The organism is Paenibacillus sp. JCM 18996 (assembly GCF_055392555.1).
On the sequence record NZ_AP043884.1, the window covers coordinates 527,404 to 552,874 of the forward strand.

At 50.4% G+C, this 25,471-nt stretch carries 26 protein-coding genes and 1 other RNA gene; 20 read left to right on the forward strand and 7 right to left on the reverse strand.

The annotated features are described in order from the left end of the window. The first annotated feature begins 12 nt into the window (after positions 1–12). An RNA gene (gene rnpB, locus ACZ5N7_RS02540) (RNase P RNA component class A) lies at positions 13–426 on the forward strand. Positions 427–523: 97 nt separating this feature from the next. On the opposite strand, the gene ACZ5N7_RS02545 is transcribed toward rnpB, so the two are convergent. Beyond that, entirely contained in the window at positions 524–2,389 is a 1,866-nt protein-coding gene (locus ACZ5N7_RS02545; protein ID WP_464657120.1) for a S8 family peptidase, read from the reverse strand. A gap of 220 nt (positions 2,390–2,609) precedes the next feature. Between ACZ5N7_RS02545 and ACZ5N7_RS02550 the strand changes: the two genes are divergently transcribed. Then, positions 2,610–3,110 (forward strand): YpuI family protein, encoded by a 501-nt coding sequence (locus ACZ5N7_RS02550; protein WP_464657122.1) that lies wholly within the window; start codon positions 2,610–2,612, stop codon positions 3,108–3,110. Positions 3,111–3,370: 260 nt separating this feature from the next. After that, positions 3,371–3,589 (forward strand): DUF1540 domain-containing protein, encoded by a 219-nt coding sequence (locus ACZ5N7_RS02555; RefSeq protein ID WP_464657124.1) that lies wholly within the window; start codon positions 3,371–3,373, stop codon positions 3,587–3,589. Between the two features lie 119 nt (positions 3,590–3,708). Here the strand turns inward: ACZ5N7_RS02555 and ACZ5N7_RS02560 are convergent, their stop codons facing one another. After that, positions 3,709–3,903, reverse strand: coding sequence for a hypothetical protein (locus ACZ5N7_RS02560; protein ID WP_464657126.1), 195 nt, complete (start codon positions 3,901–3,903; stop codon positions 3,709–3,711). A 162-nt stretch (positions 3,904–4,065) separates the two neighbouring features. On the opposite strand from ACZ5N7_RS02560, the gene ACZ5N7_RS02565 reads away from it, so the two are divergent. The 9 genes from ACZ5N7_RS02565 to ACZ5N7_RS02605 all read left to right on the forward strand — a co-directional run bounded on the left by ACZ5N7_RS02565 (position 4,066) and on the right by ACZ5N7_RS02605 (position 12,160). Continuing rightward, positions 4,066–4,752, forward strand: coding sequence for a lytic transglycosylase domain-containing protein (locus ACZ5N7_RS02565; protein WP_464657128.1), 687 nt, complete (start codon positions 4,066–4,068; stop codon positions 4,750–4,752). Positions 4,753–4,847: 95 nt separating this feature from the next. Then, complete coding sequence (locus ACZ5N7_RS02570) at positions 4,848–6,017, forward strand: cysteine desulfurase family protein (RefSeq protein ID WP_464657130.1); 1,170 nt, start codon at positions 4,848–4,850, stop codon at positions 6,015–6,017. Beyond that, positions 6,014–7,219, forward strand: a complete 1,206-nt coding sequence (gene thiI, locus ACZ5N7_RS02575) for a tRNA uracil 4-sulfurtransferase ThiI (RefSeq protein WP_464657132.1) — start codon at positions 6,014–6,016, stop codon at positions 7,217–7,219. Before ACZ5N7_RS02570 ends, thiI begins: the two co-directional genes overlap by 4 nt. Positions 7,220–7,310: 91 nt before the next feature. Then, positions 7,311–7,991, forward strand: coding sequence for a TerC family protein (locus ACZ5N7_RS02580; protein ID WP_464657134.1), 681 nt, complete (start codon positions 7,311–7,313; stop codon positions 7,989–7,991). Between the two features lie 255 nt (positions 7,992–8,246). Beyond that, entirely contained in the window at positions 8,247–8,726 is a 480-nt protein-coding gene (locus ACZ5N7_RS02585; RefSeq protein WP_464657136.1) for a hypothetical protein, read from the forward strand. Positions 8,727–8,867: 141 nt separating this feature from the next. Then, entirely contained in the window at positions 8,868–10,709 is a 1,842-nt protein-coding gene (gene typA / locus ACZ5N7_RS02590; protein WP_464657138.1) for a translational GTPase TypA, read from the forward strand. An 84-nt stretch (positions 10,710–10,793) separates the two neighbouring features. Further along, positions 10,794–11,075 (forward strand): YlaH-like family protein, encoded by a 282-nt coding sequence (locus tag ACZ5N7_RS02595; RefSeq protein ID WP_464657140.1) that lies wholly within the window; start codon positions 10,794–10,796, stop codon positions 11,073–11,075. A 36-nt stretch (positions 11,076–11,111) separates the two neighbouring features. Next, the gene (locus tag ACZ5N7_RS02600; protein ID WP_464657142.1) at positions 11,112–11,417 is read left to right on the forward strand and encodes a hypothetical protein; all 306 of its coding nucleotides are present in this window, start codon (positions 11,112–11,114) and stop codon (positions 11,415–11,417) included. Positions 11,418–11,707: 290 nt separating this feature from the next. Next, positions 11,708–12,160, forward strand: a complete 453-nt coding sequence (locus tag ACZ5N7_RS02605) for a pyridoxamine 5'-phosphate oxidase family protein (RefSeq protein WP_464657144.1) — start codon at positions 11,708–11,710, stop codon at positions 12,158–12,160. Between the two features lie 36 nt (positions 12,161–12,196). Here ACZ5N7_RS02605 and ACZ5N7_RS02610 read toward each other — a convergent pair whose 3' ends face one another. Next, entirely contained in the window at positions 12,197–12,823 is a 627-nt protein-coding gene (locus ACZ5N7_RS02610; protein ID WP_464657145.1) for a YhcN/YlaJ family sporulation lipoprotein, read from the reverse strand. A gap of 112 nt (positions 12,824–12,935) precedes the next feature. Between ACZ5N7_RS02610 and ACZ5N7_RS02615 the strand changes: the two genes are divergently transcribed. Next, positions 12,936–14,267 (forward strand): PhoH family protein, encoded by a 1,332-nt coding sequence (locus ACZ5N7_RS02615; protein ID WP_464657147.1) that lies wholly within the window; start codon positions 12,936–12,938, stop codon positions 14,265–14,267. Positions 14,268–14,339: 72 nt separating this feature from the next. Here ACZ5N7_RS02615 and ACZ5N7_RS02620 read toward each other — a convergent pair whose 3' ends face one another. The 3 genes from ACZ5N7_RS02620 to ACZ5N7_RS02630 all read right to left on the reverse strand — a co-directional run bounded on the left by ACZ5N7_RS02620 (position 14,340) and on the right by ACZ5N7_RS02630 (position 17,069). Further along, positions 14,340–14,828 (reverse strand): hypothetical protein, encoded by a 489-nt coding sequence (locus tag ACZ5N7_RS02620; RefSeq protein ID WP_464657149.1) that lies wholly within the window; start codon positions 14,826–14,828, stop codon positions 14,340–14,342. 13 nt (positions 14,829–14,841) lie between these two features. After that, positions 14,842–15,945, reverse strand: coding sequence for a coiled-coil domain-containing protein (locus tag ACZ5N7_RS02625; protein ID WP_464657151.1), 1,104 nt, complete (start codon positions 15,943–15,945; stop codon positions 14,842–14,844). A gap of 170 nt (positions 15,946–16,115) precedes the next feature. Beyond that, the gene (locus ACZ5N7_RS02630; RefSeq protein WP_464657152.1) at positions 16,116–17,069 is read right to left on the reverse strand and encodes a hypothetical protein; all 954 of its coding nucleotides are present in this window, start codon (positions 17,067–17,069) and stop codon (positions 16,116–16,118) included. A gap of 103 nt (positions 17,070–17,172) precedes the next feature. Here ACZ5N7_RS02630 and ACZ5N7_RS02635 point away from each other — a divergent pair, with 103 nt between their 5' ends. Beyond that, on the forward strand, positions 17,173–18,294 hold the full coding sequence (locus ACZ5N7_RS02635; protein WP_464657154.1) for a class I SAM-dependent methyltransferase: 1,122 nt from the start codon (positions 17,173–17,175) through the stop codon (positions 18,292–18,294). A 252-nt stretch (positions 18,295–18,546) separates the two neighbouring features. On the opposite strand, the gene ACZ5N7_RS02640 is transcribed toward ACZ5N7_RS02635, so the two are convergent. After that, a complete protein-coding gene (locus ACZ5N7_RS02640) occupies positions 18,547–18,777 on the reverse strand; it encodes a DUF2626 domain-containing protein (RefSeq protein ID WP_464657155.1) in 231 nt (76 codons plus the stop codon). Positions 18,778–19,111: 334 nt separating this feature from the next. Here ACZ5N7_RS02640 and ACZ5N7_RS02645 point away from each other — a divergent pair, with 334 nt between their 5' ends. The 6 genes from ACZ5N7_RS02645 to ACZ5N7_RS02670 all read left to right on the forward strand — a co-directional run bounded on the left by ACZ5N7_RS02645 (position 19,112) and on the right by ACZ5N7_RS02670 (position 25,463). Beyond that, positions 19,112–19,774: an RsfA family transcriptional regulator gene (locus tag ACZ5N7_RS02645; protein WP_464657157.1), complete on the forward strand. Its 663-nt coding sequence runs from the start codon at positions 19,112–19,114 to the stop codon at positions 19,772–19,774. Between the two features lie 104 nt (positions 19,775–19,878). After that, positions 19,879–20,859, forward strand: coding sequence for a ketopantoate reductase family protein (locus ACZ5N7_RS02650; RefSeq protein ID WP_464657159.1), 981 nt, complete (start codon positions 19,879–19,881; stop codon positions 20,857–20,859). 2 nt (positions 20,860–20,861) lie between these two features. Further along, the gene (locus ACZ5N7_RS02655; RefSeq protein WP_464657161.1) at positions 20,862–21,251 is read left to right on the forward strand and encodes a DUF3397 domain-containing protein; all 390 of its coding nucleotides are present in this window, start codon (positions 20,862–20,864) and stop codon (positions 21,249–21,251) included. Between the two features lie 517 nt (positions 21,252–21,768). Then, positions 21,769–23,436: a peptide ABC transporter substrate-binding protein gene (locus ACZ5N7_RS02660; RefSeq protein ID WP_464657162.1), complete on the forward strand. Its 1,668-nt coding sequence runs from the start codon at positions 21,769–21,771 to the stop codon at positions 23,434–23,436. 175 nt (positions 23,437–23,611) lie between these two features. Then, positions 23,612–24,544, forward strand: coding sequence for an ABC transporter permease (locus ACZ5N7_RS02665; protein WP_464657164.1), 933 nt, complete (start codon positions 23,612–23,614; stop codon positions 24,542–24,544). A 1-nt stretch (position 24,545) separates the two neighbouring features. Continuing rightward, the gene (locus ACZ5N7_RS02670; RefSeq protein WP_464657166.1) at positions 24,546–25,463 is read left to right on the forward strand and encodes an ABC transporter permease; all 918 of its coding nucleotides are present in this window, start codon (positions 24,546–24,548) and stop codon (positions 25,461–25,463) included. Positions 25,464–25,471 lie beyond the last annotated feature (8 nt).

The window sequence follows — 25,471 nt, forward strand, 5'->3', positions numbered from 1 at the left end:
TTGTGTGTTAGGGAAGTTTAACAGACAATCGCTGGCGGCGATAAGCCGCGAGAGGAAAGTCCGGGCTCCATAGGGCAGGATGCTGGATAACGTCCAGTCAGCGCGAGCTGAAGGATAGTGCCACAGAAATGGACCGCCGATGGCGCGCACCGCATGGTGCCGCACAGGCAAGGATGGAACCGTGGTGTAAGAGACCACGAGGAATACTGGTGACAATATTCCTGGTAAACCCCATCTGGAGCAAGACCTAAGAGGGACGCAGCCGTCTGCGCGGCGGCAGCCTTAGCCCGAGGCGCGTCCGGGTTGGTCGCTTGAGCCTGCTGGCAATAGCAGGCCTAGATAGATGATTGTCGCTTCAACGGTGGGAGGGAAGAGCCCGTTTGGACCACTGGAAGTACAGAACCCGGCTTACGGAAAACTTCTTTTACTCAAGCACACCTTTTATAATATGGGAAAACCGCCGTTGATCGGCGGTTTTTTCTTTATGTCTAATTTTCAAAGTTTCCGTTACTTGGACGCCGTTTTATCCAAACCAGCGGCGAAGCCATGCAGGCAGCCAGGAGTCGGGCCGCGGCGGGTTCGTTTCATTGTTGACGGCCGGTGATACGCTTTGTTTGGTGGCCAGCTGCAGCGCACTTGCCACGTCAATCTCACCGAATCCGTAGTACGGATCCCTTCCCTTTGGCCCCAGGTCTTTGGCCGATTGCCTGATGACCTCCATTACTTCGGTGTTCTTGAGGTCCGGGTTGGCCGCGCGGATTAAGGCGGCCAGAGCCGTCACATGCGGGCTGGCCATCGAGGTGCCGGACAGCGCTGCGTACTGGTTATGCGGATAAGTGCTCGCGATATTCACTCCCGGAGCGCTCACGCCGATGTAATCGCCATAGTTGGAGAAGCTCGCCTTCTTTTTCTGCGAGTCGGTAGCGGCCACAGCCAGTACTTCCGGATAGGCCGCAGGATACCCCGGCTCGGAGGAATTGTCGTTACCGCTGGCGGCGATCAGCACGACATCCTTGTCAAACGCGTAGCGGATCGCGTCATGCAGGAACTGCGCATTGGCGTAGTTGCCCAGGCTCATATTGATGACTTTCGCTCCATGGTCTGCCGCCCATATAATTCCTTCCGCAACCGAGTAAGTATTTCCGGTTCCCGAGGAGTCCAGTACCTTAACGGGCATGATTTTACCGAACCAGTTCATGCCGGCTATGCCTATGCCGTTGTTCACGTTCGCTGAGATCACACCCGACACGTGGGTGCCGTGGCCGACATCGTCCATAGGCCTGCTTCCCCGGTCGATGAAGTTATAGCCTGGCGCTAGCCTGCCCTGCAGGTCGGCGTGGTCCATGTCTACGCCCGTGTCGACGACACCCACAATAACGTCCGACGCCCCCTTGTTCAGCGCCCACCCCCGTTCCGTATCAATATTGGGAAGGTTCCATTGATATCTGCTGTACAGCGTATCGTTCGGAGTGATCACTTTCGGATCCACCGGTGTGAGCGGCGACGCCGTTTCGTTGGTTAAATAAAGAAAGTGCGGCTCGGAGTAATGGACATTCCAATTGTTAAAATATTGCATCAGCTGGCGGGCTTCCATAGTCTTGGAACGGAACACGTAATTATGGCCAAGCTTGCGCATATGCTCCGACTGGATCTCCGACTGGATCTGTTTTAACTGCTCATCCGTCGGCGGAGTACGGAATTTGACGACCACCTCGTTCTTATGATAATGCGAAACACCTTGGTTATCCTCCGGATGGTTCACTTTCACGTCCTGAAGCGTATGAGGCTCCACTGTCTTGATTTTATAATTCCCGCTGTTCGGAAAAGTAGCGATCCTCAGATTTTTCACCTGATGGTCTTTGACTTGCTTCAAAATCTGCTGATGCACGACGGCAATCAAGGATGCCTTCCCGTCTGCGGTCGGGACTTCGGCTACCATGTAAGGCTCGCCGTCTTTTTCAATCGTCTTTGACAGAAAAGTCTCGCCGCGTTTGGCGTTTTCCTTGGCCTTCGCCAAATCGGCTGAAGCCAATTGGTTGACCGCGCCGTTCGGCTCGCCTGCCACAATCGCCTGGGTGAGGTCCTGGTTGTTGTCCGACCAATAGATCGTCTTCATATGGGGATGTTCCTTTTGAAGCTTCTTCAGAGCCTGCGCAACCTGCTGCTTTCCACCCCCCAAATCCCGGGCCGTCTGCTGCAATGACAAAATACATTGGGATCTGCACAAGTCGTCTGTCGCCTGGATATCTTTGGACAAAAGGGTATGCTTCGCCTTCATCTCCGTTTCCGGATCCGGTGTCACCCGCCGATTGCGCTCTACCGCCCCTCTAGGGAGCAAAAGGACTCCGCACAGCATAATTAAAAGTAAGGTCATCGTATAGCGCCACATTAGTAAACTCCTCCTTCAGCCCAATCAGGGCAAAGATGTTATGGTTTAGAGTTTACCGCGCAGACAGATTTATGCTTTTCTCGTTTTGGTGACTTTTTCAAGATAAAAACCGCTCGCCTCTTATTACTTTTCCCTCGTTTTTATGGTAGGATATAAAGAGTATGCTTAATCACACTTCTGCACTTATACGCTTTTATTTTGAAGGAGATGTCTTATCCAGATGCCTGTTAATAATGTCAAAAATCTTTCAGAATCTACCAGAACCAAATTGAAAGTGGCCATCGCCAAAATGGAGCTGTTTCTCAATAACCATTCCTTAGCCGGTTTGAATAAAGAAAATGACAGCGCCATGGATGATTTTTACCGGGGGTATTTATCCGATACAAGACATTTGCTTGTCTTTTGCGAAGTGGCTTACGAGAAATTGGGAGTGAGCCTGCGGCGCCCGAATTTCAATGTCGATTATGCCGAAAAAATGCTGTATGAGGTTTATCACAGCTGTGTCAACAGTTTTTTCTATCCCAGGAACGAGTGTTACTCCGAAGACGGCCGGTATGCCTATACGGGACAGGACGCGATCCGTTTCCGCAAAAAGCCGGTGCGCGAGGTAAGGGATTTAACGATTGAGCTGTCCAAAGTGTTTGAGGTGCTGCGGGAAGACCTGTCTTACTACGAGACGGATTATATCACCCAGAAACGCATGCAGGGCGAGAAGGTTTAAGCGTAACTATGCAGGTGCCGAGGAGGCATCTTTTTTTTTGTCGCAGCAAATTATGCAAGCGATTTCTGCGGAGAAAGGAGGCTTGCTAAAAAGAATGGGTTTGCGCTGAGAAGATTTGCTTTTGCAGGATTGCTTGCGGTGTCCGGGTGGTTACTGCCTGCCAGGATGTGGAGCGCAATCCACGAAATGCACGGCAGGCCGGGCTGTCGTAAAGCATAACGCCTCTGCGAAACGGGAACATTGTAAAAGGGGTGATGATAATGACAAAGCCAATTGTAAAGTGCAGCGTACAGAACTGTAACTATTGGGCACAGGGGAACAACTGTAACGCCGATTCCATTATGATTGAGATCGACCAGCATGCGAATATGAATTTCAACGAGGAGTTTGGCGGAGAAGCTTATGACACGGCTCATCAGGATCATGCGTCTTCCGCCCGCAGCACGTGCTGCCATACTTTTGAACCGAAGAAGTCTTAAGAAGGAATGGCGGAGCCCCGAAAGGGGCTTTTTTAAGTTTCTGCTGCTGTCCCGAATTTCTCATATTCGCCGAAAGCCGCACTCCAATTAAGGGCCTAAATAAACGTGTAAAGGGCTTATCAGCGCGCGCGGGTCGATCGCAAGACCAATTGCAGGATACCAAGCACAGCTGTATCTACGGACGCTGCAACTAGGGCGACTGCAAACCAATTGCCCGTGCCCAATGAGTAGTAAAGCAGAAAATGAGCGGCAAGGAGAACCACGAATGTCAGAAGCAGGTTTAATCTGGACAGCGAATCCAGCAGAGATCTCATATCGATGGGGTCCCCCTTAAAACTTAGTAAAAATAGCATTTGCAGCATTGGGAAAAGTTATACGATTCTTTGTGAAAAAAGAATAGGACAATTTTCACTGGATTCGTACAGGCTCTATGGTACAATAAGGTTATTTGACAGATAAGGAGCGACAGCAGACTGATGAATATCGATCCCCGTACGGTGAAAGAAGTGCTGCGGCTGCAGTTTTTGAATAAAATGGACTATTTTTCCGGCCAAAATACAGCGGAGTACAGCTCCGGCCCAGACACCGATTTTATATCCTTACTTGAGAGCATGATGTCCGACCAGAATCATTCTGCGTCTGCCGCGGGGGCCGCGAACGAGCTTAAGCAGACATCGGCTCTCCCGGTCCAACTGCTGGCCAAGGGATATGTGCCTGTGCAGGTTGCCGAAGTGAAGAGTTCGCCGACGGACTACAACTCGATCATCGAAAGGGCCAGCCGCAAATTCGGCGTTGAACCCAGCCTCGTAAAGGCTGTCATCCGCACGGAGTCCGATTTTAATCCGGAGACGGTGTCGCGCGCGGGAGCCAAGGGTCTGATGCAGCTCATGGACGAAACGGGCCGCGGCCTTGGGGTAACGGATCCGCTTGATCCCGAGCAAAACATCACAGGCGGAACCAAGTTCCTCTCGGCGCTGCTCAAAAAATATAACGGTAATACCGCTATGGCTTTGGCGGCGTATAACGCGGGACCCGGCAGGGTAGACGCTCTCAGCGCGGCCAATGACAATGAGCTCATGTCCAAGCTCCATCTGCTGCCTAAGGAGACGCAACATTATATCCCCAAGGTGCTCGGTTTTAAAAAGCAATTCGAAGCGGTATGATATAATAAAACAAGATCGCAATGAGAAGAAGAGACGGAGGCGTCTTTTCTTTTTGTCTGTATAAATGCTGGTCAGACATACTAAGGAGACAAGCTATGAAATATTGGGATTACGCAGCAACCACTCCTCCCTTTGAACAAGTGATCAAGTCGATGGAGCAGGTGATGAGAGAATACTACGGCAACCCGTCCTCTCTGCACAAGCAGGGGGTGCTGGCTGAGCGGCTTTTGCAAAAATCGCGTGAAACCATAGCCGGCGCTTTGGGAGTAAGGCCAAAGGAGATCGTGTTTACTTCGGGAGGCAGTGAAAGCAGCAATCTGGCGATTAGAGGGCTGGCAGAGAGGATGCAGAATAAGGGCAAACATATTATCACCTCGATCGTGGAGCATGCATCGGTCTATGAATGCTGCAAAAGGTTGGAGAATGAAGGATATGAGGTGACATATCTTCCGGTGGACCACACGGGTGCTGTGCGCCTGGAGGATTTGCAGTCGGCGCTCACGGAAGACACCTTTCTTGTGAGCATTATGTATGTAAACAACGAAACGGGCAGGATACAGCCAGTGGAACGAATAGGCAAGCTACTCAAGGACCACCCTCGCATAACGTTTCATGTTGACGCGGTGCAGGCGTTCACCAAGCTGCCGCTGGAACCGGCGGAATGGGGAATCGATATGCTGAGCGTTTCGGCGCACAAATTGAACGGGCCCAAAGGCGCGGGGTTTCTTTACAGGAGAGAGGGAGTCCGGCTGGAACCGCTTATTCTGGGCGGAGGCCAGGAGCATGGGCTGCGCTCCGGCACGGAGAATGTGCCGGGCATAGTCGGCATGGCCAAGTCCATACGAATGGCAATGGAGAATAGGGAGCGCACGGCGGCCCGCACCTCCGAAATCCGTGAAATGCTGGAACAAACGATCCAGTCGCTGCCTGAGCTCGCTTTGACAGGCCCCGCGCACTCCCCGCTTATGGCCCCCCATATTGTCCATTTTCGCTTTCCCGGCATGAAGTCCGAAGTGGTCGTCCATGCGCTGGAGAAGCACGGAATGTTCATTTCCACTCGCTCAGCTTGCTCCTCGGAGGAGGAGCAGCCGAGCAGAGTGCTGGTTGCGATGGGATTGGACCGCGCCCACTCCATTAGCGGATTGCGCATCAGCTATTCAGGCGCACACACTTTGGAGGAAGCCGAACAGCTCTGCGGAGCATTGCGCGCCGTAGTCCGGGAGTTGGCTCCGATAGCCGCGCAAAGCGGCAGGAGGGCGAAATGATTCCGGATTTGATCATGCTGAGGCTGGGAGAATTGAATTTGAAAGGCAGGAACCGTTCCCGTTTCGAAAACACAGTGTTAAGGCATATTAAAAAAGCGGCGGCGCGCTTTACGAAGCTTACGTTTATCACGGAGTTCGGGCGGATTTACATTCGTTTGAGCGGTGAGCCCTATGAAGAAGTGGCTGCCGTACTTAAGCGTATTTTCGGGTTGGAGTCGTTTAGCCCGGTGTTCACCGCTCCGCTCGACCTGCAGCTTATCCGTGAAACCGCGCTGCGCGTGATGAAATCGGTTAGTCCTGCGCCCAAAACTTTTAAAGTTGCCGTTAAAAGAGTAAACAAGCGCTTTCCATACGACACGCCCGAAATGAATGACCTTGTCGGAGGCTATATTCTTCATGCGATGGAAGAGCTGCAGGTAGATGTGCGCCGGCCTGACTCCGAGCTCCGAATCGAGCTGCGCGAAGAGCAGGCCTTGATCTTTTCCGAGGTGGTAGAGGGGGCGGGCGGATTTCCTTACGGCAGCAACGGAAAAGCGATGCTGATGCTGTCCGGAGGAATCGATTCCCCGGTTGCCGGATGGCTGGCGATGAGAAAGGGGCTGGAGATCGAAGCGGTCCATTTTCACAGCTATCCCTATACGAGCGAAAGAGCCAAACAGAAAGTTGCGGACCTTACTGAGAAGCTTTCCCTGTACGGCGGGGAGCTCAAGCTGCATTTTGTTCCTTTCACGGAGCTGCAGACCAGGCTTCATCAAGCCTACCAGGACAACTTGTCGATTACAATTATGCGCAGGATGATGTTCAGGATTACCGAAAAGCTTGCCGAAAGGCAGGAAGCGTTGGCCATTGTGACAGGAGAAAGCCTGGGCCAGGTGGCAAGCCAAACGCTGCCAAGCATGAATGCGATCGGAAGAGTAGTGAATATTCCTGTCCTTCAGCCGCTGATCATGTCCGACAAGCAAACGATCATTAATATTGCCAGAAAAATCGATACTTACGAACTCTCCATTCTCCCGTATGAAGATTGCTGCACGATCTTTTTGCCGCCATCCCCAAGCACTAATCCGAATCTCAAGGTGATCGAAAATATAGAGGGGCGGCTGGAATGGCTGGAACGTCTGATCGAAGAGACGGTTCAAAACACGGAAACGGTGGTAATAGGTCCGCACCTCGAGGACGAAAGCTTGCAGGAGTTGTTCTAAATAAAAGGAAAGTTCTTTCCTCATCAAGCGTAATATGTAAGGATGTCCACATGCCACTGAAATAAATTCAACGATTAGGGGGCTTCCGATCATGCTGGAATGGCTGCTGCTTTTTCTGCAAATTATGTTAATTAATATTGTGCTTAGTGGAGATAACGCTGTAGTCATAGCCTTGGCGAGCAAAAATCTTCCATCCAGCCAGCGGAAGCAGGCCATTTGGTGGGGGACCTTCGGAGCGATCGGCCTGAGGCTGCTTTTGACTATTGCCGCTGTACATATTCTCAACGTTCCATACATACAGGCCGCCGGTGCTATCCTGTTAATGTGGATTGCCCTGAAGCTGCTGGTTGACGAGGAAGGGCACTCTGATGTAAGGCAGGCGTCCACGCTCGGCGGCGCCGTATGGACGATTATCCTGGCGGATTTCGTCATGAGCCTGGATAACGTGCTTGCGATCGCGGCCAAAGCGAACAATGACACTGCCGTCATTATACTTGGTATAGGGCTCAGCATTCCGATTATTGTCTGGGGAAGCACGCTGGTAATGAAGCTGCTCAACCGGTATCCGGTATTTGTCTATCTTGGCGCGGCAATTCTCGGATATACAGCCGGAGAAATGTTCGTGAACGACCAGAAAATGCATGAGCTCGTACTCGCGGGCCTTCCGAACGCGCACCATGTCATCCCTGCCGCCGCAACTATCGTGGTCGTTGTTGCCGGCATACTCAAGAAGATGCTCTTTTCTTCAGGAAACACACATAAACGCGTATAATATCGTTAGGCTGCCGGAAAACGGGACTACCTTATTCCTCGAAGGATTTTGAGCAGGGGAGGAGTTCAGCCTTCGCTTAAGGGGATGGCGGCGTTCGTACGCAGGTGTGATTCAGGTGGGATCGGGAGCTTTGCCGCACTGATTCTAGGCCGGAACTGGAATTTTGTCGCAATGTGTACTAAACTGTAGGAAGCGTCAACATTTGGGTCAGACCTTGTAATTGGCTCAATCGGCTCATTAAAAGGGGATGCGCGTATGGCCAGGAACAATGCTTCCATCGGGATTCTGTTTATCGTAATCGCTATTTTTCTTTTACTGGGTAAGACCGGAGTATTCGCGCAGATAGGCTATGTGCTGTGGCCGATTTTGATTCTGGGCGCCGGGCTGCTGCTTCATTTCCTTTATTTCGGAAATATCGCTCCGGCATGGATTCTCGTACCGGGAGGTGCTCTCGTCACCATCTCGCTGATGTTCTTTTTCTGCAACATTTTCGGTTGGCACACGATGAAATATATTTGGCCGGGATTTATTCTCGCCGCAGCCGTCGGTTTATTCGAGCTTCATCTGTACAGCCGTTATCCGCTGAGAGGAGCGCTGCCTGCAGCGATCATTCTTGCCGCAGTCTCGGCCGTTTTCTTCGCCTTTATGATGCTGTTCACCATGGGAATTTACGTGATTGCCTTTGCGTTATTGGCAGCCGGTGTCGTATTATTGCTTAGAAAGAGGAGGCTTTGATAACCGTCGCAGGTATTAATATTCAGTAAAGAAACGACAACTTTCTTGCTTTTTGGCGTGTTTTAACATATAATAAATGAAAAAGCGGAGCGTCGGCGTTCAAAGTCGGCGCTTATTTTGTGGATTGAGAGGATATGAACCATGCACTCAAGAGAAAAACTTAGAAATATTGCTATTATCGCGCACGTAGACCACGGTAAAACCACTCTGGTGGATAAGCTGCTTCAACAGTCAGGCGCTTTCAGGGACAACGAAGCCGTCCAGGATCGGGCTATGGATTCCAACGACCTGGAGCGGGAGCGCGGAATTACCATTCTTGCCAAGAATACAGCCATTCATTACAAGGATTTCCTGATAAATATTGTTGATACTCCGGGACACGCCGATTTCGGCGGCGAAGTGGAACGCATCATGAAAATGGTCGACGGAGTGCTGCTTGTGGTTGACGCCTTCGAAGGCACAATGCCGCAGACCAAGTTTGTCCTTCGTAAAGCTTTGGAGCAGAATTTGACCCCTATCGTCGTCGTCAACAAAATTGACCGCCCTAACGCCCGTCCGGCTGAAGTGGTGGATGAAGTATTGGATCTGTTTATCGAATTGGGAGCTAACGACGAGCAGCTGGATTTCCCGGTTGTATACGCGTCGGCTTTACAGGGAACCTCGAGTCTGAATGCGGAACAGCAGGACGATAATATGATGGCTCTGTACGACACCATCATCGAGCATATCCCTCATCCTACCGAAAATGTCGATCAGCCGCTCCAATTCCTTGTAACACTGATGGATTACAACGAATATTTGGGACGGATCGGGGTGGGACGCGTTAACCGCGGAATCATTAAACAGGGCCAACCTGTCGCGGTAATGACTCGGGAAGGCGCTGTGAAGCAGGCGCGCATCGAGAAGCTGTTCGGGTTCCAAGGCTTGAAACGGGTGGAAATCGCTGAAGCAGGAGCGGGCGACATCATCGCTATCGCCGGAATTAAGGAAATCAATATCGGCGAAACGATTGCAGATCCGGCGAACCCGGAAGCTCTGCCGGTGCTCAAAATTGATGAGCCTACACTGCAGATGACTTTCTTGGTTAACAACTCCCCGTTTGCTGGACGTGAAGGCAAATGGGTCACTTCCAGAAAACTGCGCGAACGTTTGTTCAAAGAGCTGGAAACCGACGTTTCCCTGCGCGTGGAAGAGACCGATTCTCCTGATGCTTTTATCGTATCCGGACGCGGCGAGCTCCACCTGGGCATCCTTATCGAGAATATGCGCCGCGAAGGCTTCGAGCTGCAGGTATCCAAGCCTGAGGTCATCATCAAGGAGATTGACGGACAGAAGAGCGAACCGTTGGAGCGTCTCATTATCGACGTGCCTGAAGAAAGCATGGGGGCTGTCATGGAAAGCCTGGGATCGCGCAAAGCCGAAATGGTGAACATGATCAACAACGGCACAGGCCAAGTCCGTCTGGAGTTCCTGATCCCTGCCCGCGGCCTGATAGGCTACCGTACTCACTTCCTGACTCTGACACGCGGTTACGGGGTTATGAACCACGCTTTTGACAGCTACGGCCCTTATCTGGGTTCCGGAATCGGCGGACGCCACCAAGGCGTACTTGTTTCCAGCGAGAACGGCACGTCCACTTTGTACGGTATTCTTTCAATCGAAGACCGCGGTATTCTGTTCCTGGAACCCGGAACCGAGGTATATGAGGGAATGATCGTGGGCGAGCATACCCGCGACAACGATATTATCGTCAACATATGCAAAGAGAAGCAGCTGACCAACGTCCGCTCTTCCGGTAAAGACGACACCGTGAAGATGAAAACACCTCGCTTGTACTCCCTGGAGCAGGCGCTGGAATACTTGAACGACGACGAATATTGCGAAATCACTCCGAAATCCATTCGTCTTCGCAAAAAAATCCTAAACAAGAACGAACGCGAAAGAGCGGAAAAACACCGCAAAACCGCGGAAGCTAACGTTTAATTTACTATACGGCTGTCCAATAGGAGGAAGGTCCGGCTTAGGCCAGGGCTTTCCTTTTCATAAATTCAGGAAAGGGATGAAGCGATGACCGCCTGGTTAAGTGAACATCCATCGATTGCTTTTGTTGCCATTTATGTCTGCCTGGCTTACATTTATAACAAAGTGTTCCGTGTACGCAAGCTGCCCGTTCTGAAAGCTGCCATTGTTTATTTACTGCTGGGCGTTGGCGCGCTGATCCTGCTGTTCTTTCAATTGGTGCCGCCGCAGATCCCCATCGTGCCAAGCATGCTCGTTGCGATCGGGTTAATGCTGCTTGTCAGGGTAAGATATTTTGTGGAAGGCAGGACCCGGAAAAAAAACGGTTAGCACTGTACGCATTTTCATGTGGAAAGGGTGATCCGGATGCGCCTTCGGGACGCTTTGTTCAATTGGCTGCAGATGACAATCGTATGCGAGGGAAGGCCTGACGATGAGGCGGCCAAAGAGACGCTTCATTTTTTTGAGGCCATGCTGAGAGAAGACCATCTTTTGACTGATTTTGCGGTAGCGGGGAGCGACAGCGCCTCGATTGAGCTGCAGTACACCCTGGAGGGCGCTACCCATAGCCATCTGTTCGACCGCGAGGCTGCGGAGCAACTGCTGTTCGATATCGAATCCAATCCGGTTTACAACAACACCGTTCAGTCTGCCAAGCCCCGCTCCAAGTAAAACTGCCTTTGGCAGGATCGTCCTTTATCTCACAGGCCCGAGTATTGTAAAAAAGCAGGGGACGGCGGGACATATAATCGTGCCTCAGGCGATACAATAGGACTATACTCTTTAAGCAGCAGGCCTTTGTAGATGCCGCTCTTCAAGAGGTTCGCTGCTGGAAGAGAGCGGCGCACAACTTATAGAAAGCGCGCTCGCTGCTGTGTTATACTAAAGCTAGAACGACAGCGATGATCTGCAGATTGAGCTTAAGCGAATGATGTTTTGTAAGCATAGGAGGACTCGGATTTATGGCTGAAACTGTCACCGTACTAACTGACCCATTGCTTCACAGCCTTCAGCAGGAGAAGCTGATCCTGCTCAGCACCATTGACCTCGAAACAGGATCCCCTACCATGAACGCCATTTCTTGGATTTATCCGGTAGATTCCGAAACCTTGCGGTTTGCCGTGGACCAGAGGTCAAGATTGATTGCGAATATGCAGAACAATGCTTTGGTAACGTTGACTTTAATAGGTTCCGGCTCGGTCCATGCCATTTATGGCCATGCCCAAGTGGCCGCCGACACATTGGAAGGAGTGCCTTTCAAGCTGACTTGTTTCGAGGTGAAAATCACCGCGGTTAGGGACGCCATGTTTTATGGCGCTCGCATTTCCGTCGAACCAGAGTTTGAGAAAACTTACGATAAGCGCGCGGCGGAGAAGCTGGACAACCAGGTGTTTGCAGCCATGAAAAAAGCCTAGGCATTATGCCTATGGCTTTTTGTACTCAATGGGACATTACATGTTATCTTTGAGGGGCTGCTGCTGGTTGCTGTTCGCCGCCGGGCCTCGGGTATCCCTCGGCAGCTGGGGAACGATCCGGCCGATAATGTTGGACATTTCCTCGGTAAGGCCGTATACCGGCTGACCAGACTGGATCCTGTCCCTTAAAGATTTGATCCTCTGGCCGAGGTCAATATCCGCAGTCACCACCGCGTTAGCTCCTTGAGGATCCTTTTTCAGAGCCTGCGCTACGGCGTACTTCACGGTGCCCACTTTGGATCTGTCGAGTTCTGGGATTACGTCGATTCCTACGACCGCATAGTTTCCCACTCTGACACAATTAGCGCCTTTTACCTGAGGTATTCCTGTAGCCAGCCTCTCGAGATGATCGCATGATGTCTGATCAGGAGCCGTCTGCTGCCGGGTTGCATCCTGATTGTCTTTCAAGCCGCTGGTGCTTTGAGTCAGGTAGCTGTTAGATTGGGGCTGTCTGTCACGCACTGCGTCTCCACTTGGAGTGGAATTCTGGGCCCTGCTTAACTGATTGGCGTTCTGGTTCTGGCTTTGTTTGCTGGAGACGTTATGCCGGGCACAGCCTGTTGCCAACATTACCAACAGCAATACGATAAGAGCATGCTTCATAAGGATCGCTTCCTTTCGGATAATATCGGAAATACTGCTGTTAGTGTATCCTTATAAGCCTTTTCTATGTACCGCCGCAACCTATACCACTGCTGGAGAGGGGCTACAATAGATGAAAAAAGTTTTTGTGCTGGATACCAACGTATTGCTGCAGGACCCTAATGCGATGTTTTCTTTCGAAGAAAACGATGTCATCATCCCGGCCATAGTTTTGGAAGAAATTGACTCCAAGAAAAGGAATGCCGACGAAATAGGCCGCAACGCAAGGCATGTCTCACGGCTTTTGGATGAATTGAGGGAAAAAGGCACGCTGCACGACGGAATTGAACTCGACAACGGAGGAATGCTAAAGGTCGAATTGAACCATAAAAGCTTCTTAAAGCTCCAGGACGTTTTTGCCGACATAAACAACGATAACAGGATTCTGGCTGTCGCATTGAATTACCATTTGGAGGAGCAGGATAAGCAGCATCCTAAACCTGTCATTATGGTGAGTAAGGATACGTTGGTTCGAATAAAAGCGGATGTGTTGGGACTCGCTGCCCAGGATTACTTGACGGACAGTATTGTGCCCATCTCCGATATGTATACAGGCTATTTATCCATTCATGTGCATCCCTCGGTCATCGACGAATTTTACTCTTTCCGGTTTCTGAGCGTAAATTCGCTGAATCTCGCCTACCCGCTTCGTCCGCATGAATTTATTATTTTGAAAGATGAACTGGGGACTTCAAAGTCAGCCCTGCTCAAGGTAAATGCGGACGGTAAAAGACTCGAGCCGCTTTATCTCAGCAATGAGCCTATCTGGGGGATAGGGGCGCGCAATGCGCAGCAGCGTATGGCCCTCGAGCTTCTGCTCAACGATGATATTCCGTTGGTTACCTTAAGCGGAAAAGCGGGAACCGGGAAGACCTTGCTCGCGCTGGCGGCGGGATTGCTGAAGATTGAAGACGAGCGCAAATACAAAAAGCTGCTGATTGCCCGGCCGGTAGTGCCCATGGGCAAAGATATCGGGTATCTGCCAGGGGAAAAAGAAGAAAAGCTGCGTCCATGGATGCAGCCTATTTACGACAATCTGGAATTTTTGTTCGATACGAAAAAATCAGGGGACATCGATAAAATCCTGGCCGGATTGGGCAGTATACAGGTTGAGGCATTAACTTATATCCGCGGGCGGTCCATACCCGGACAGTTTATCATTATCGACGAAGCGCAGAATTTATCCAAGCATGAAGTGAAAACGATCGTATCCCGCGTGGGAGAAGGCAGCAAGATAGTGCTGATGGGCGACCCGGAGCAGATCGACCATCCTTACCTGGACGGCTCGAGCAACGGGCTGACCTACGTAATCGAGAGATTCAAGAACCAGAGCATCGCCGGCCACATTATGCTGGAAAAAGGGGAGCGTTCTCCGCTCGCTCAGTTGGCGGCCGATTTATTATAGCGAGCGCAGCGAAAGTAAACCGCCGAGGACAATCAGGGTCCACGGCGGTTTTCCTTTTTAAGCGGATTTGATTTACGCCAACCATTCGATCTCGCAGCGGTACGCCTTCGCTATGCCTGTCATCAGTTCCCGCAAATGGCCTTCCACCACATAGATCTCCTCGCGCCCGCGAGTGAATTTGGCGATCATATGCTCAGCGATTTGTTCTCCGGCTTGATCAGACTCCGCAAGCTCCCGATGATCGGATTGCAAACGGAAAACGGCGGCTTTCTCCTGGAAAATATAACGGTTCCCGCTTCGGCTCTCAAATCCGTAATCCGTAAATATTCCCGTCAGCAGGGCATCATCCGGCAGCAGAAAAAGTCTCGCGGTGTCGAACGGGACACGATAGCGCTCCATTATCCGCTCCACCGCCTGCAGCTCTTCGGGATCGCTGACGATCAGCGTTTCTTTTTCCCTGTCAAATAGGGAGACGCCGCCTGCCAACGCTTTTACGATTTGGGCGTAGTATCCGGGCAGCTTGCCCTCAGGCAAGTCCATAATTACAGCCAGCTTGATCATTTCTCATCCCCTGTCAAAGCTTGATTTTCATCGTTAAAGTCAGTTTGCCTTCATTCATTGTAATATCGACGGGAATCAAAAAAGCCGCGATTTTCTGAGGTTCTATCCCCATCTTGACTTCCTGTTCCAAAGCATGGCTTGTGGTCGCGGGAAGAGTAAACCCGTTGAATTTGAGCTCATCCACGTAGAATTGAACGATCGTTTTGGGACCGGTATTATTTAATGCGTAATGTCCCCGGATGGACAGGTTCATATCCTCATACCTGCCGTCCGCCTGGACGTGTCCATCAATGAAACGGAAGGTAAGGGTATTGAACAAAGGGTCCTTTTTCCTGAGAAAATCGTTTAAATCCGTGTCCGACATTTGGAAAACATAGTTGACGCCATTGACGGAAAGGCTAGTTGTTTTGCTTGCGTTACTGCTCAGCAGCTCGGAAATATTCTGCATCTGCTCGGAGAGCGACATTAAGTATTTGCGGTACGCCGGGATTCCCTTAGTCTGCCATAGGGACGTCAGGTTCCGGATGTCGTCAAGTACCTGCCTGGAGTCGTTTTTTCCCGCCAGCTTCGCGTTGAGTTCCTGCTGCAAGGACACCATTCGGGCTCTCATCGCCGTGTAGTTTTCTTTTGCGGCTTTGAGCTGGTTCTGGTCCTCTTTCTGCTTGGACTGCAGCTCTTTCATCTGTTGATACGCGGTCAAGTAATCCTTCAGCTTGCGGTCATCGCTATTTAACACCATCGTCATGTAATCAGCAATAAACAAGGCGTCGCTGATGGATTTGGCCGATAAGATAAGCAGCCCGATGGAATCGCGTTCCCCCGCGTAATAAGCTCTCAGCACCTTTTCCGCGTTCTTTCGCGTATCCGAGACGCTCTGGCTTTGCCAGTTGATCTTCGTATCGGTTTCCCCGATCGCCGCCGTGAGCTTCTTGTCCTCGAGAGCGATACGCGCCAGCTCTTGGTCAATCTCGTACAAAGTCAGGCCCTTCTGCACCAAATCCTTGTTCTGCGCGTCTTTGCCCAGCGTGCTCCCGGTTTCGGCGAGCACGTCCGCGACTGCCGTAGTATACAGGAGAAAAGCGCAGCATAAGCCGCCAACCGCAAGTCTCCACCTCATCCGGCCACCCCCTCCGCAAGGCAGTTAATCCTTGTTTAAAGATTATCATAAGGAGTGGACAAACATGACAAAAACTTCTCCGGCGAGAAGTTTTGGATTGCAGCAGGGGGGTTGTTAAACATGACAGAAAGTTTTAAGTTTGTTAAAGGATTAAAGCGAAATGAAACTTCTTACTTGGCCGCTGGCTTGAGCAGCTGAAGGACTTCGTCGAAAGACCGCGTCTTTTTCGGTATTTCTTTGGCAAATTTGGGCGGCTGGTTGATCGCGTCGAAGCTTTCAGTCAAGCTCACCGTATTGGCTTGTCCGGCGCCTTCCGGAGCATAGTTAAGCTGCAGGTCCAACTGGCGAACGAAGCCTTGGTCGTCCGCGGCAAGCTGAATGAAACCCGGGGCCAACAGCTGAACAGGCTTGTTCGGGCCAGCTTTCATTTTGGCGGCCTGATCTGCGGAAATCATTCCATTCTTATTCAGGATATCGATCATCTCGGGAAGCTTCGCGTTCAGCGCGGAGGAAAGCTCCTTCTCGTTTTTTTTGGTCACTTCCAGCCTATAGGCTTTGGCTGCAGTTCCATCCTTCAGTTTAACGGATTCTTTTGCGGTTTGGAACCATTTGGCGTCTATGGCATTAAACAAGGTGCTGGATAAGTCCGTAGTCATCTGGGCCGTATTTTTCAGCTGGTCCGGGGATAAAGCCGAAGGCTGCTTATTCACTTTGGTCAAATCCTCGACAAAGAATTCATCTGGTTTATTTATCATTGGCAGCTGGAAGTACATTTTGTTATCCTTAATCAGGAAAGGAAGCTGCAGAGGGGCACCTGCGCTCTTGGGGGTGATCTTCACATCCGCTTCCATTTGTACGGGATCCGTGCTGGTAAGCCCTTGAAATTCTGTCTTGCTGTCCTGAAAAAAGCTCCACATTCCCATAGTCAGCGGATTCGCGGTTCCCGTCAGGGGGATCAGCTTCACATCGGCGGTTCCGGAGAAAGCGGCCTGCTTTATTTCCTTTTGCTTGGCGAGCGCTTGCATGGCCCCATCCTTGGCCTTCGTGTCTGAGGTGCAGGCGGTCAAAGCGATGCTGAAGACGACGGTGAGCAGGATTGTAGCTGCTTTTTTTCTTGTCAACATGGTATAATTTCTCCCTCCGATGCTTGTGCATAGTCTATTATATCGATTGGAAGCCTGTTTGTCTTGTGTTAAAAAGCGCTAATGCCTGGAAGGAGGCAGAGTGATGAACGTTCAACGTTCGGGGGACCCACTGCTGGTCCAAGACATTATAGAAAGGATTCAAAGCTCTCCGCGAAGAGCGATCGCATTTAAGGAATATATGAAGCTATGTCTGTATCATCCGTTGCACGGATACTATCGGACCGAAAGGCCGAAGATTGGAATACAAGGCGATTTCTATACAAGCTCATTCGTCGGATCGGTTATGGGCGAGATGCTGGCCGTTTGCTTTCTTCAGCACGCCGATCCGGATTCCGGGGAATTGTGGAACCTCGTTGAATGGGGAGGAGGGACAGGGCGTCTGGCCCGCCAGATTCTGGACGAGATCCGTAGGCTTTCTCCCGAACGGTACAGCCGACTGCAGTATGTATTGATCGAATCTTCCCCTTATCACAGATCGCTTCAGGCTGCCGAACTGCGCCAGCACAAAGAGCGGATCCGGTTTCTCAGCGAGGAGGAGTGGTTTGAAGGCAGTATGGCTAAAGCTGTCCTTTTCTCTAATGAGTTATTAGACGCATTCCCCGTGGAACGAATCGTTTTCAGCAAAAAAATATGGCAGGAAATTTATGTGGCGTGGGATGCAGGGAGGCAGTGTTTCTTTGAAGTTTTTTTTCCGGTGGAAAGGGACAGCGGGACTATGCGGGAATTGGAAGGGATAGAGCCGCTGGAGGGCCAGCGCTTTGAAGTGCACACCGAAGGCTTGGAATGGCTGAAAAGAGTATTAAGCTCGTTGAAGGAAGGCGCCGTTATCTCGATCGACTACGGGGACACGGCACAAGAATTGTACACTCCCCACAGAATGAACGGCACCTTGCTGTGCTATCGGGAGCACCGGGCAGCGGACAACCCGTACGAGTTTCAGGGACTGCAGGACATGACCTCCCACGTTAACTTTTCTTCGTGCATTAGAGTTGGAGAGGAGCTCGGATGGAACGAAGCGGAGCTTTTGACGCAAAGGGAGTTTCTGGTGCGGCAGGGGATATTGGAGCGGCTTCAGGCGCATGACGGCAGGGACCCTTTCTCCGCCGGGGCCAAAAGGAACCGTTCGATCCGGCAGCTTCTTCTGAGCGACGGAATGAGCGAGCTGTTCAAGGTATTGATCCAGATGAAAAAGACCGGACAGTGAAAGGAGCTTTAAACCTTGATCCTGCTGCTTTGAGAGGCCTCGGACATCCACCGCAAATGACTAAACCTGCTATCAAGGGCCATTCGAAAATGGTGACCTCGACAGCAGGTTTTTCAAGTCGACAAAGCTCATTGCGAATGAATGTTGTATCGAACTAAACTTCGTTCCATGTTCATTTGAGGATCCGCCCTCGTGCAAGTGCCACTTACGGGACAGCGGCTTGCTGCTGTCAGACACGAATCTTGCTGCCTGTCAGACACTCATTTTGAAGAAAGACCAGTAAGTAAATCCGCCGAAGGCGATCACCATGTATCCCCAGAAAAGCAATATGTACGTACGTTCAGACAAATTCATATACCCCAGGACCATAAAGATGACCGTTTGAAAAAAGAAAACCAAAGCCATCGGAATCATTCCGCCGGCCAAAGCCATCAAAGCAATTACCAAGGTCCAAAAGCCCAGAACTCGAAACATGCGCGGCATAATCTGCATCCCCCTCTCTGTTCTCGCGATCAATTTCTGACATTTTTAACTACCCTTCATTATACATACTGCCCTTGGCAGTGTAAACGGTTAATGAGTGGCGAAATATGAACTTTTCCATAAATTATATCATTCCCGTTCCGTTATGCAACTACACGTATGGTGCACGTATGAGGCGCTGAAAAAATGGCAATACCGGATAGTATGAAATAGATTCTATGAATTCTTCTATGGGCATAGAGTTAAATTAGCGGGTTCAATAACAGGATACACCCTATTGCGATCATTTAAAGCTTTAATGCTATACTTGATTACTATCGTTAGGAGGAAGCGTATGACAGCTGTAAGGCAAGATGCTTGGAGCGAGGAAGATGACCTGATCTTGGCGGAGGTCACGCTGCGTCAAATTAGAGAAGGCGGCACCCAATTGGCCGCGTTTGAAGAGGTTGGCGAAAGGATCGGCAGGACGGCGGCCGCCTGCGGTTTTCGCTGGAACAGCTTTGTCCGTAAAAAATACGAGGCAGCGATCGGCATCGCCAAAGCCCAGCGCCAAAAGAGAAACCAGGTCAAACGCCATTCTGCCGTGGCTACGGTAAACAGCCACTCCGTCTCGTCCGGAGTCGGAGTGATGGACATAGGCGAAGCCTTTTCCAGAACCGAAGCATACACGGAAGAAGCGATCTCGATTGATGCGGTCATCCGGTTTTTGAAGCAGTGGAAGACCACCTATCAGGAGATGGCGCGCCAGATCAAGAGTGCAGAAAAGGACTTGAATGAGAAAGAGGAAGAATTGTTTTTCTTAAGAAAAGAAAATGAGAGATTGAGCAAACAGGTAAATGAGGTAGAAACCGATTATAGAGTGGTGAACGACGATTACAAAGCGCTGATACAAATTATGGACAGAGCGAGAAAAATGGCGTTCCTGGTGGAAGAGGAAGATGAGAACAAACCGAGGTTCAAGATGGATGCCAACGGAAATTTGGAACGCATCGATTAATGGATAAACGCTACTTTAACGAGAAGACTTTCGGGCAGATAGGCCGGGAGTCTTTTTTCATGTATCATGTATTATGAACAAAACCGGAACGGAGGGCTCGGACTATGAGAATTGAAGTAATCGGAGCGGGCTCGTTGGGACTTTTGTATGCGGGAAAGCTGCTGCGCTGCATTCCGGATCTCCGGTTGGTGACCCGTACCCGGGACCAGGCGGAAGAGCTGAGGCGAGGCGGTCTTACAATAGTTGAGGCGGAAGGCGAAGAAACTTACAAGGTCCCCGGCGCCTGTTCGCAGCAAGAACTGATTGAACAAGTCAGGCAGCAGGGCTATCCGGATTGGATCCTTCTTATGGTGAAGCAAACCTCCATTAATGAAGACCTCCTCAAGCTGCTCAAATTAAGGGCCGGACCGCTTACAGCCGTCGTCTGCTTCCAGAATGGGATCGGACATATGGAAAAACTGCCGAAGAAGCTGCCCGGGACTGTCATTTATGCGGCGGTGACAACGGAAGGGGCGCGCAGGACAGCGGGCTGCCGGATAGAGCACACCGGGAATGGCATGACCTGGTTCGGCCGATGGCCGGAAGCTGCCGTCGGACAGGCCCGGACGGGTGCCGGAGAGCCGAGTGAAAAAAAGCTGGAATCCCTGTTAGTTGAGGCAGGATTTTCTGCAAGTTTATCGAATGTTATGAACCAGATTGTATGGAATAAACTAGTGATGAATTCCGTAATCAATCCCGTTACCGCAATTCTGCGGGTTCGCAACGGGGAGCTGCTGCAATCCAACCATTTAACCCGGCTGATGCGTTCGTTATATGAAGAGGCGGCCCAAGTGGCGGAGGCTGAAGGAGTCCCGCTGTCCGGTGGCTTATGGGAACAGATAGCGGAGGTCTGCGCCAAGACGGCACAGAACCATTCTTCTATGCTGCAGGATGTTCTACACGGCCGCCAAACCGAGGTAGATTGGATTAATGGCAGTATAATCAGGATAGGCCGCAGCCATGGTATTCATGCTCGGGCTCACGATACGGTACACCGGTTGGTTCGGGGCATAGAGCAACTCAATGGCCGGCAGGGGAAGCGGTGAAAATGGTTATTCATTGGTTCATACAAATATATCAGGTGCTGGCTTTGTTTCCTTTTGCCGTTTTCCTGGCGGTCTTAATCACGGGTTATGTGTGGACTAGGGACAAGCAGAAATCGATCCGGCTCGCAATGGATGCAACGACTCTTTTTCTCGTCGGTTCTGTTTCTTATACGTTCAACAAAGTGTTTCACACCAATTTCGGATTCTGGATCCTGCTTCTCATCTCCCTTATCAGCATAGGACTGCTCGGAGGCTATCAAACCCGGATTAAGGGAAGGGTGCAGATTGTCAAAATAGCCAAGTTCCAGTTTCGCGTCGGTTTCCTGCTTTTATCCGTCATTTATGTGATATTAGTTGCCGTAGGGATAGGACAGACTATCGCGAACAGTTAGCCATTCAGACAGGGCGGATGAGAAAATGCATGGAAGCACGCAATGGAGCGAAAGAAATCGTATGCAGCTGCCTGAACGACCTTTTTTGTGTCCGTTTCGACACTGGTGCGGGCAAAAGAAAAAAGGAGGAGCCTGACTACGGGCTCTTTTTAATATGTTATAATATCTTACATTCTAGTTGAAAATTTTATAACTTAGCCATTGTTCAATGCAAATATTTCTGTTATTATACACACATACCGGTTGTTTGCGTTATGTAAATTAACATGTAATATTTCGAGCTAAGCGAATCTTCAAATCTGACAAATTTTCCAGAAAAACATAGTAGATTTTATTGACCGATGGTTGTATAATGATTATCTGATAACGGTTACAATTTACATAATTTTAATTTTTGACTGTGAAAGAGTCCTGGATGATGAGGTAAATTAGTATGCCGTTAAGATAGGTGCGGAATCAGTATATACAAAGCACCTGACTATTTATGTTTGTTTTTATAAAAAAGGGAGGTCAAGGGATGAAAGCATCAAAATGGGTATCGTCGGCGCTTGCGCTTACTTTGGCAGGTTCAATGGCAGCCGGCTGCTCCGGCAGCAAGACGGGGGACAGCCCCAAGCCTGGAGCGGAAGGCGGAAACGCTTCCAATGCGAAGCAGGAGATTAAAATCAATCTTGCCGCCGAGCCCCCCGCGCTAGACAGCTCCAAATCGACCGCCAACGCGGCCTTTACTATGCTGAACGCGTTGAACGAAGGCTTGTACCGCATCGACAAGGATGGCAAAGTGCAGCCGGGTTTGGCCAAAGCGGCGCCTGAGGTTTCCACAGACGGATTGACTTATAAGATTACATTGCGCGACAATCTGGTGTGGGCGGATGGAACTCCTTTGAAAGCGAACGATTTCGTTTCAGCATTCAAGCGTACCTTAGACCCTGCTACGAAGGCCCAATACAGCTTCATGCTGGCCTGGATTCAAGGCGGCGCGGAGCTGAACAAAGCGAAGCCGGAAGAAGTGCAGGCGAAGAAAGACGCTGTCGGGGTAAAAGCTCTGGATGACAAAACTCTTGAAATCAAATTGAGCAAGCCTGTGGGCTTCTTTACCTCCTTGCTGGCCTTTCCGATCTTCTTCCCTCAAAAAGAGGACATGGTCAAAGCTCAAGGCGAGAAGTACGGATCGGACGCTGACAAAATCATCGGCGCAGGCCCGTACAAATTGGAAAGCTGGACTCATGACCAAACTTTGACATTTGTAAAGAACGACAAATATTGGGATGCGGCTAACGTGAAGCTGGCCAAGATTACAGTAAACATCGTCAAAGACACCAACTCGGGCCTCAACCTGTTTGAAACGAACCAGGCGGACCTTACTGAAATAAAAGGGGACCAGGTTAAGCTGTATGAAGGGAAGCCTGAACTGACTCCCAAGCCGGAGCTGACAACCTCTTACATCATGTTCCAGGAAAAGAAGCAGCCAGCTTTCGCCAATACGAAAATCCGCCAGGCATTGGCAATGGCCATTGACCGTAAAGCGTTCGTAGACTCCGTACTCGCTAACGGCTCCGTACCGTCCCGCGGATACCTGCCAACCGGTATTCTGGATGGAAACAACAAAGAGTACACTAAAGAGGCAGGCGACGTTCAGCCTAAGTTTGACAAGGACAAGGCGAAGCAGCTTCTTGCAGAGGGCATGAAAGAATTGAACATGACCGCACTTCCTAAATTCAAATTAATGGCCGATGATACCGAAACCGCCAAAAAATCCCTTGAATTTCTCGTTTCCCAATGGAAAACGAATCTGGGAGTGGAAGCCGTTGCCGAGCCTGTACCGCACAAATTGCGTTTGGACAGATCCAAAAACCATGATTACGACGCTGTAGTTTCCCTGTGGGGCGCAGATTACAACGATCCGATGACATTCATGGATATGTGGGTTTCCGGCGGCGAATTCAACGAGGTGGAATGGTCCAACAAGCAGTACGACGACTTGATCAAAGCGGCAGACATAGAAAAAGATCCCGCAAAGCGCGGTCAAAAATTTGTCGAGGCAGAGAAGCTGCTCATGCAGGAAATGCCGATCTTTCCTTTATACCACCGCACCAGGATGTATGTGAAGAAAACAAACATTGAAGGCTTGTTCCTTCCTTCCTTCGGTTTGGAATGGGAATTGAGATGGGCCGGCGTGAAGTAAATTACTGTGTCTGCTGTTACAAATAGTATGCTGTCTACGAAGGGGCCGTTCTTGCACCTGAAGAACGGCCCTTTTCTTTAATAGGGCTCCCCGCAAAGTAACAGGAATACGCTTCGAAGCTTCACGTCACTTTGCGGGGTGATTTTTGGAATGTGCCGAAGAGAGGAGAGCGGTCATGTTAAAATATGCAAGCAGGCGTCTCATATACATGCTCATTACGCTGTGGGTGATTATTACCTTTACTTTTATCCTGATGAAGAACCTTCCTGGTGACCCGTTCGGAGAAGGGTCCGAGAAAATACCCGCGGAGAACAGAAAAATGCTGCTGGCCCAGTACGGATTGGATAAGCCGCTGTCGGAGCAGTACTTCCTTTATCTGAACAAAATCATGCACGGCGATTTCGGGGTATCCTTCCAATATCCGGCGCGAAGTGTGAGCGAAGTGATCAGAAAGGCTTTTCCCGCTTCCCTGGAGCTGGGCTTGATAGCTTTTGCCATCGCGGTAGTTGTCGGTTTATTTCTAGGTATAGTGGCCGCGCTCAACCACAACAAAGCTTTAGACTATATGGCAATGTTTACCGCGGTTTTGGGCATATCCATCCCTTCCTTTGTGCTTGGGCCTCTTTTATCTTACTACGTAGGCAACAAATGGGGACTGCTTCCGCCGGCTTTGTGGAATGGCCCGACCTACAAAATCTTGCCATCTATCGCTCTTTCATTCGGTACTCTTGCGATTATGGCGCGTTTGATGCGCACTTCCATGATCGATGTGTTGAACCAGGATTACATGAAAACGGCCAAATCCAAAGGATTATCGCAGTCCAGCATTATTTCCAGGCACACGATCAGAAACGCCATCCTGCCGATAGTGACGATTTCCGGTCCTATTTTTGTCAACATCATCACGGGCACTCTTGTCATTGAAAGGATTTTTTCCGTTCCGGGACTCGGGACCCAGTTCGTAAATGCCATAGTTTCCAACGATTATACGATGATTTGCGGGTTGACTATTTTTTATTCCGTCATTTTGATGGCTGTACTCTTTATTACCGATGTTATTTATGGACTTGTTGATCCCCGTATTCGTCTAGGGAAGGGTGGAAAATAGAATGCAGCCTGTGACTAAAAGCCAATTTCAACCTGTCGCCCGAGAAAAATTGGGGAAAGAAAGCATCGTCCGGCCCTCGATGAATTATTGGCAGGACGCATGGCGCCGACTGAAGAAAAACAGACTGGCGATGGCCGGCTTAATCATATTGATCGCCCTTATCGTTCTTTCGATATTCGCACCTATGTTTTCTCAGTATACTTACGACCAGCAAATGCTGGATATCAAAAATCAAAAGCCGAGCGGGCAGCATTTATTCGGGACGGACGATTTTGGCCGGGATTTATGGGTCCGCGTATGGATGGGGACAAGAATTTCCCTGTTTATCGGGGTTACGGCAGCGCTGCTCGATCTGGTCTTCGGTGTGATTTACGGCGGGGTCTCCGCATATTACGGCGGCCGTGTCGATGACGTTATGCAGCGGATTATCGAAGTGGTCTACTCCATTCCGTTCCTGCTGATTACCATTCTTATGATCATGGTGCTTGAGCCGGGCGTCTCGACGATTATTATCGCTTATGCGATAACGGGTTGGGTGCCGATGGCACGCTTGGTTCGCGGACAGGTCCTTACCCTCAAAGAGCAGGAGTTCGTCCTGGCCGCCCGTACTTTGGGAGCTTCTCCAAGCCGGATCATTACAAGGCATTTGATTCCTAACGCGCTGGGCATCATTATTGTGCAGCTGACTTTTGTTATCCCGAGCGCGATTTTCGTTGAAGCCTTCCTCAGCTTTATCGGTTTGGGCATCCGCGTACCTATGGCATCGCTGGGGTATCTGCTAAACGACGGGGTGACATATATGCGCTTGTATCCTCACCGCATCCTGTTCCCGACATTGGTGTTCTCATTCATATTATTGTGCTTTAACTTATTGGGAGACGGCCTGCGCGACGCTCTCGATCCAAAAATGCGTAAGTGAGGGGGGAA

Coding starts and splice junctions, on each gene's coding strand:
- ACZ5N7_RS02545 (WP_464657120.1), bottom strand. CDS start 2,389: ATGTGGCGCTATACGATGACCTTACTTTTAATTATGCTGTGCGGAGTC.
- ACZ5N7_RS02550 (WP_464657122.1), top strand. CDS start 2,610: ATGCCTGTTAATAATGTCAAAAATCTTTCAGAATCTACCAGAACCAAA.
- ACZ5N7_RS02555 (WP_464657124.1), top strand. CDS start 3,371: ATGACAAAGCCAATTGTAAAGTGCAGCGTACAGAACTGTAACTATTGG.
- ACZ5N7_RS02560 (WP_464657126.1), bottom strand. CDS start 3,903: ATGAGATCTCTGCTGGATTCGCTGTCCAGATTAAACCTGCTTCTGACA.
- ACZ5N7_RS02565 (WP_464657128.1), top strand. CDS start 4,066: ATGAATATCGATCCCCGTACGGTGAAAGAAGTGCTGCGGCTGCAGTTT.
- ACZ5N7_RS02570 (WP_464657130.1), top strand. CDS start 4,848: ATGAAATATTGGGATTACGCAGCAACCACTCCTCCCTTTGAACAAGTG.
- thiI (WP_464657132.1), top strand. CDS start 6,014: ATGATTCCGGATTTGATCATGCTGAGGCTGGGAGAATTGAATTTGAAA.
- ACZ5N7_RS02580 (WP_464657134.1), top strand. CDS start 7,311: ATGCTGGAATGGCTGCTGCTTTTTCTGCAAATTATGTTAATTAATATT.
- ACZ5N7_RS02585 (WP_464657136.1), top strand. CDS start 8,247: ATGGCCAGGAACAATGCTTCCATCGGGATTCTGTTTATCGTAATCGCT.
- typA (WP_464657138.1), top strand. CDS start 8,868: ATGCACTCAAGAGAAAAACTTAGAAATATTGCTATTATCGCGCACGTA.
- ACZ5N7_RS02595 (WP_464657140.1), top strand. CDS start 10,794: ATGACCGCCTGGTTAAGTGAACATCCATCGATTGCTTTTGTTGCCATT.
- ACZ5N7_RS02600 (WP_464657142.1), top strand. CDS start 11,112: ATGCGCCTTCGGGACGCTTTGTTCAATTGGCTGCAGATGACAATCGTA.
- ACZ5N7_RS02605 (WP_464657144.1), top strand. CDS start 11,708: ATGGCTGAAACTGTCACCGTACTAACTGACCCATTGCTTCACAGCCTT.
- ACZ5N7_RS02610 (WP_464657145.1), bottom strand. CDS start 12,823: ATGAAGCATGCTCTTATCGTATTGCTGTTGGTAATGTTGGCAACAGGC.
- ACZ5N7_RS02615 (WP_464657147.1), top strand. CDS start 12,936: ATGAAAAAAGTTTTTGTGCTGGATACCAACGTATTGCTGCAGGACCCT.
- ACZ5N7_RS02620 (WP_464657149.1), bottom strand. CDS start 14,828: ATGATCAAGCTGGCTGTAATTATGGACTTGCCTGAGGGCAAGCTGCCC.
- ACZ5N7_RS02625 (WP_464657151.1), bottom strand. CDS start 15,945: ATGAGGTGGAGACTTGCGGTTGGCGGCTTATGCTGCGCTTTTCTCCTG.
- ACZ5N7_RS02630 (WP_464657152.1), bottom strand. CDS start 17,069: ATGTTGACAAGAAAAAAAGCAGCTACAATCCTGCTCACCGTCGTCTTC.
- ACZ5N7_RS02635 (WP_464657154.1), top strand. CDS start 17,173: ATGAACGTTCAACGTTCGGGGGACCCACTGCTGGTCCAAGACATTATA.
- ACZ5N7_RS02640 (WP_464657155.1), bottom strand. CDS start 18,777: ATGCCGCGCATGTTTCGAGTTCTGGGCTTTTGGACCTTGGTAATTGCT.
- ACZ5N7_RS02645 (WP_464657157.1), top strand. CDS start 19,112: ATGACAGCTGTAAGGCAAGATGCTTGGAGCGAGGAAGATGACCTGATC.
- ACZ5N7_RS02650 (WP_464657159.1), top strand. CDS start 19,879: ATGAGAATTGAAGTAATCGGAGCGGGCTCGTTGGGACTTTTGTATGCG.
- ACZ5N7_RS02655 (WP_464657161.1), top strand. CDS start 20,862: ATGGTTATTCATTGGTTCATACAAATATATCAGGTGCTGGCTTTGTTT.
- ACZ5N7_RS02660 (WP_464657162.1), top strand. CDS start 21,769: ATGAAAGCATCAAAATGGGTATCGTCGGCGCTTGCGCTTACTTTGGCA.
- ACZ5N7_RS02665 (WP_464657164.1), top strand. CDS start 23,612: ATGTTAAAATATGCAAGCAGGCGTCTCATATACATGCTCATTACGCTG.
- ACZ5N7_RS02670 (WP_464657166.1), top strand. CDS start 24,546: ATGCAGCCTGTGACTAAAAGCCAATTTCAACCTGTCGCCCGAGAAAAA.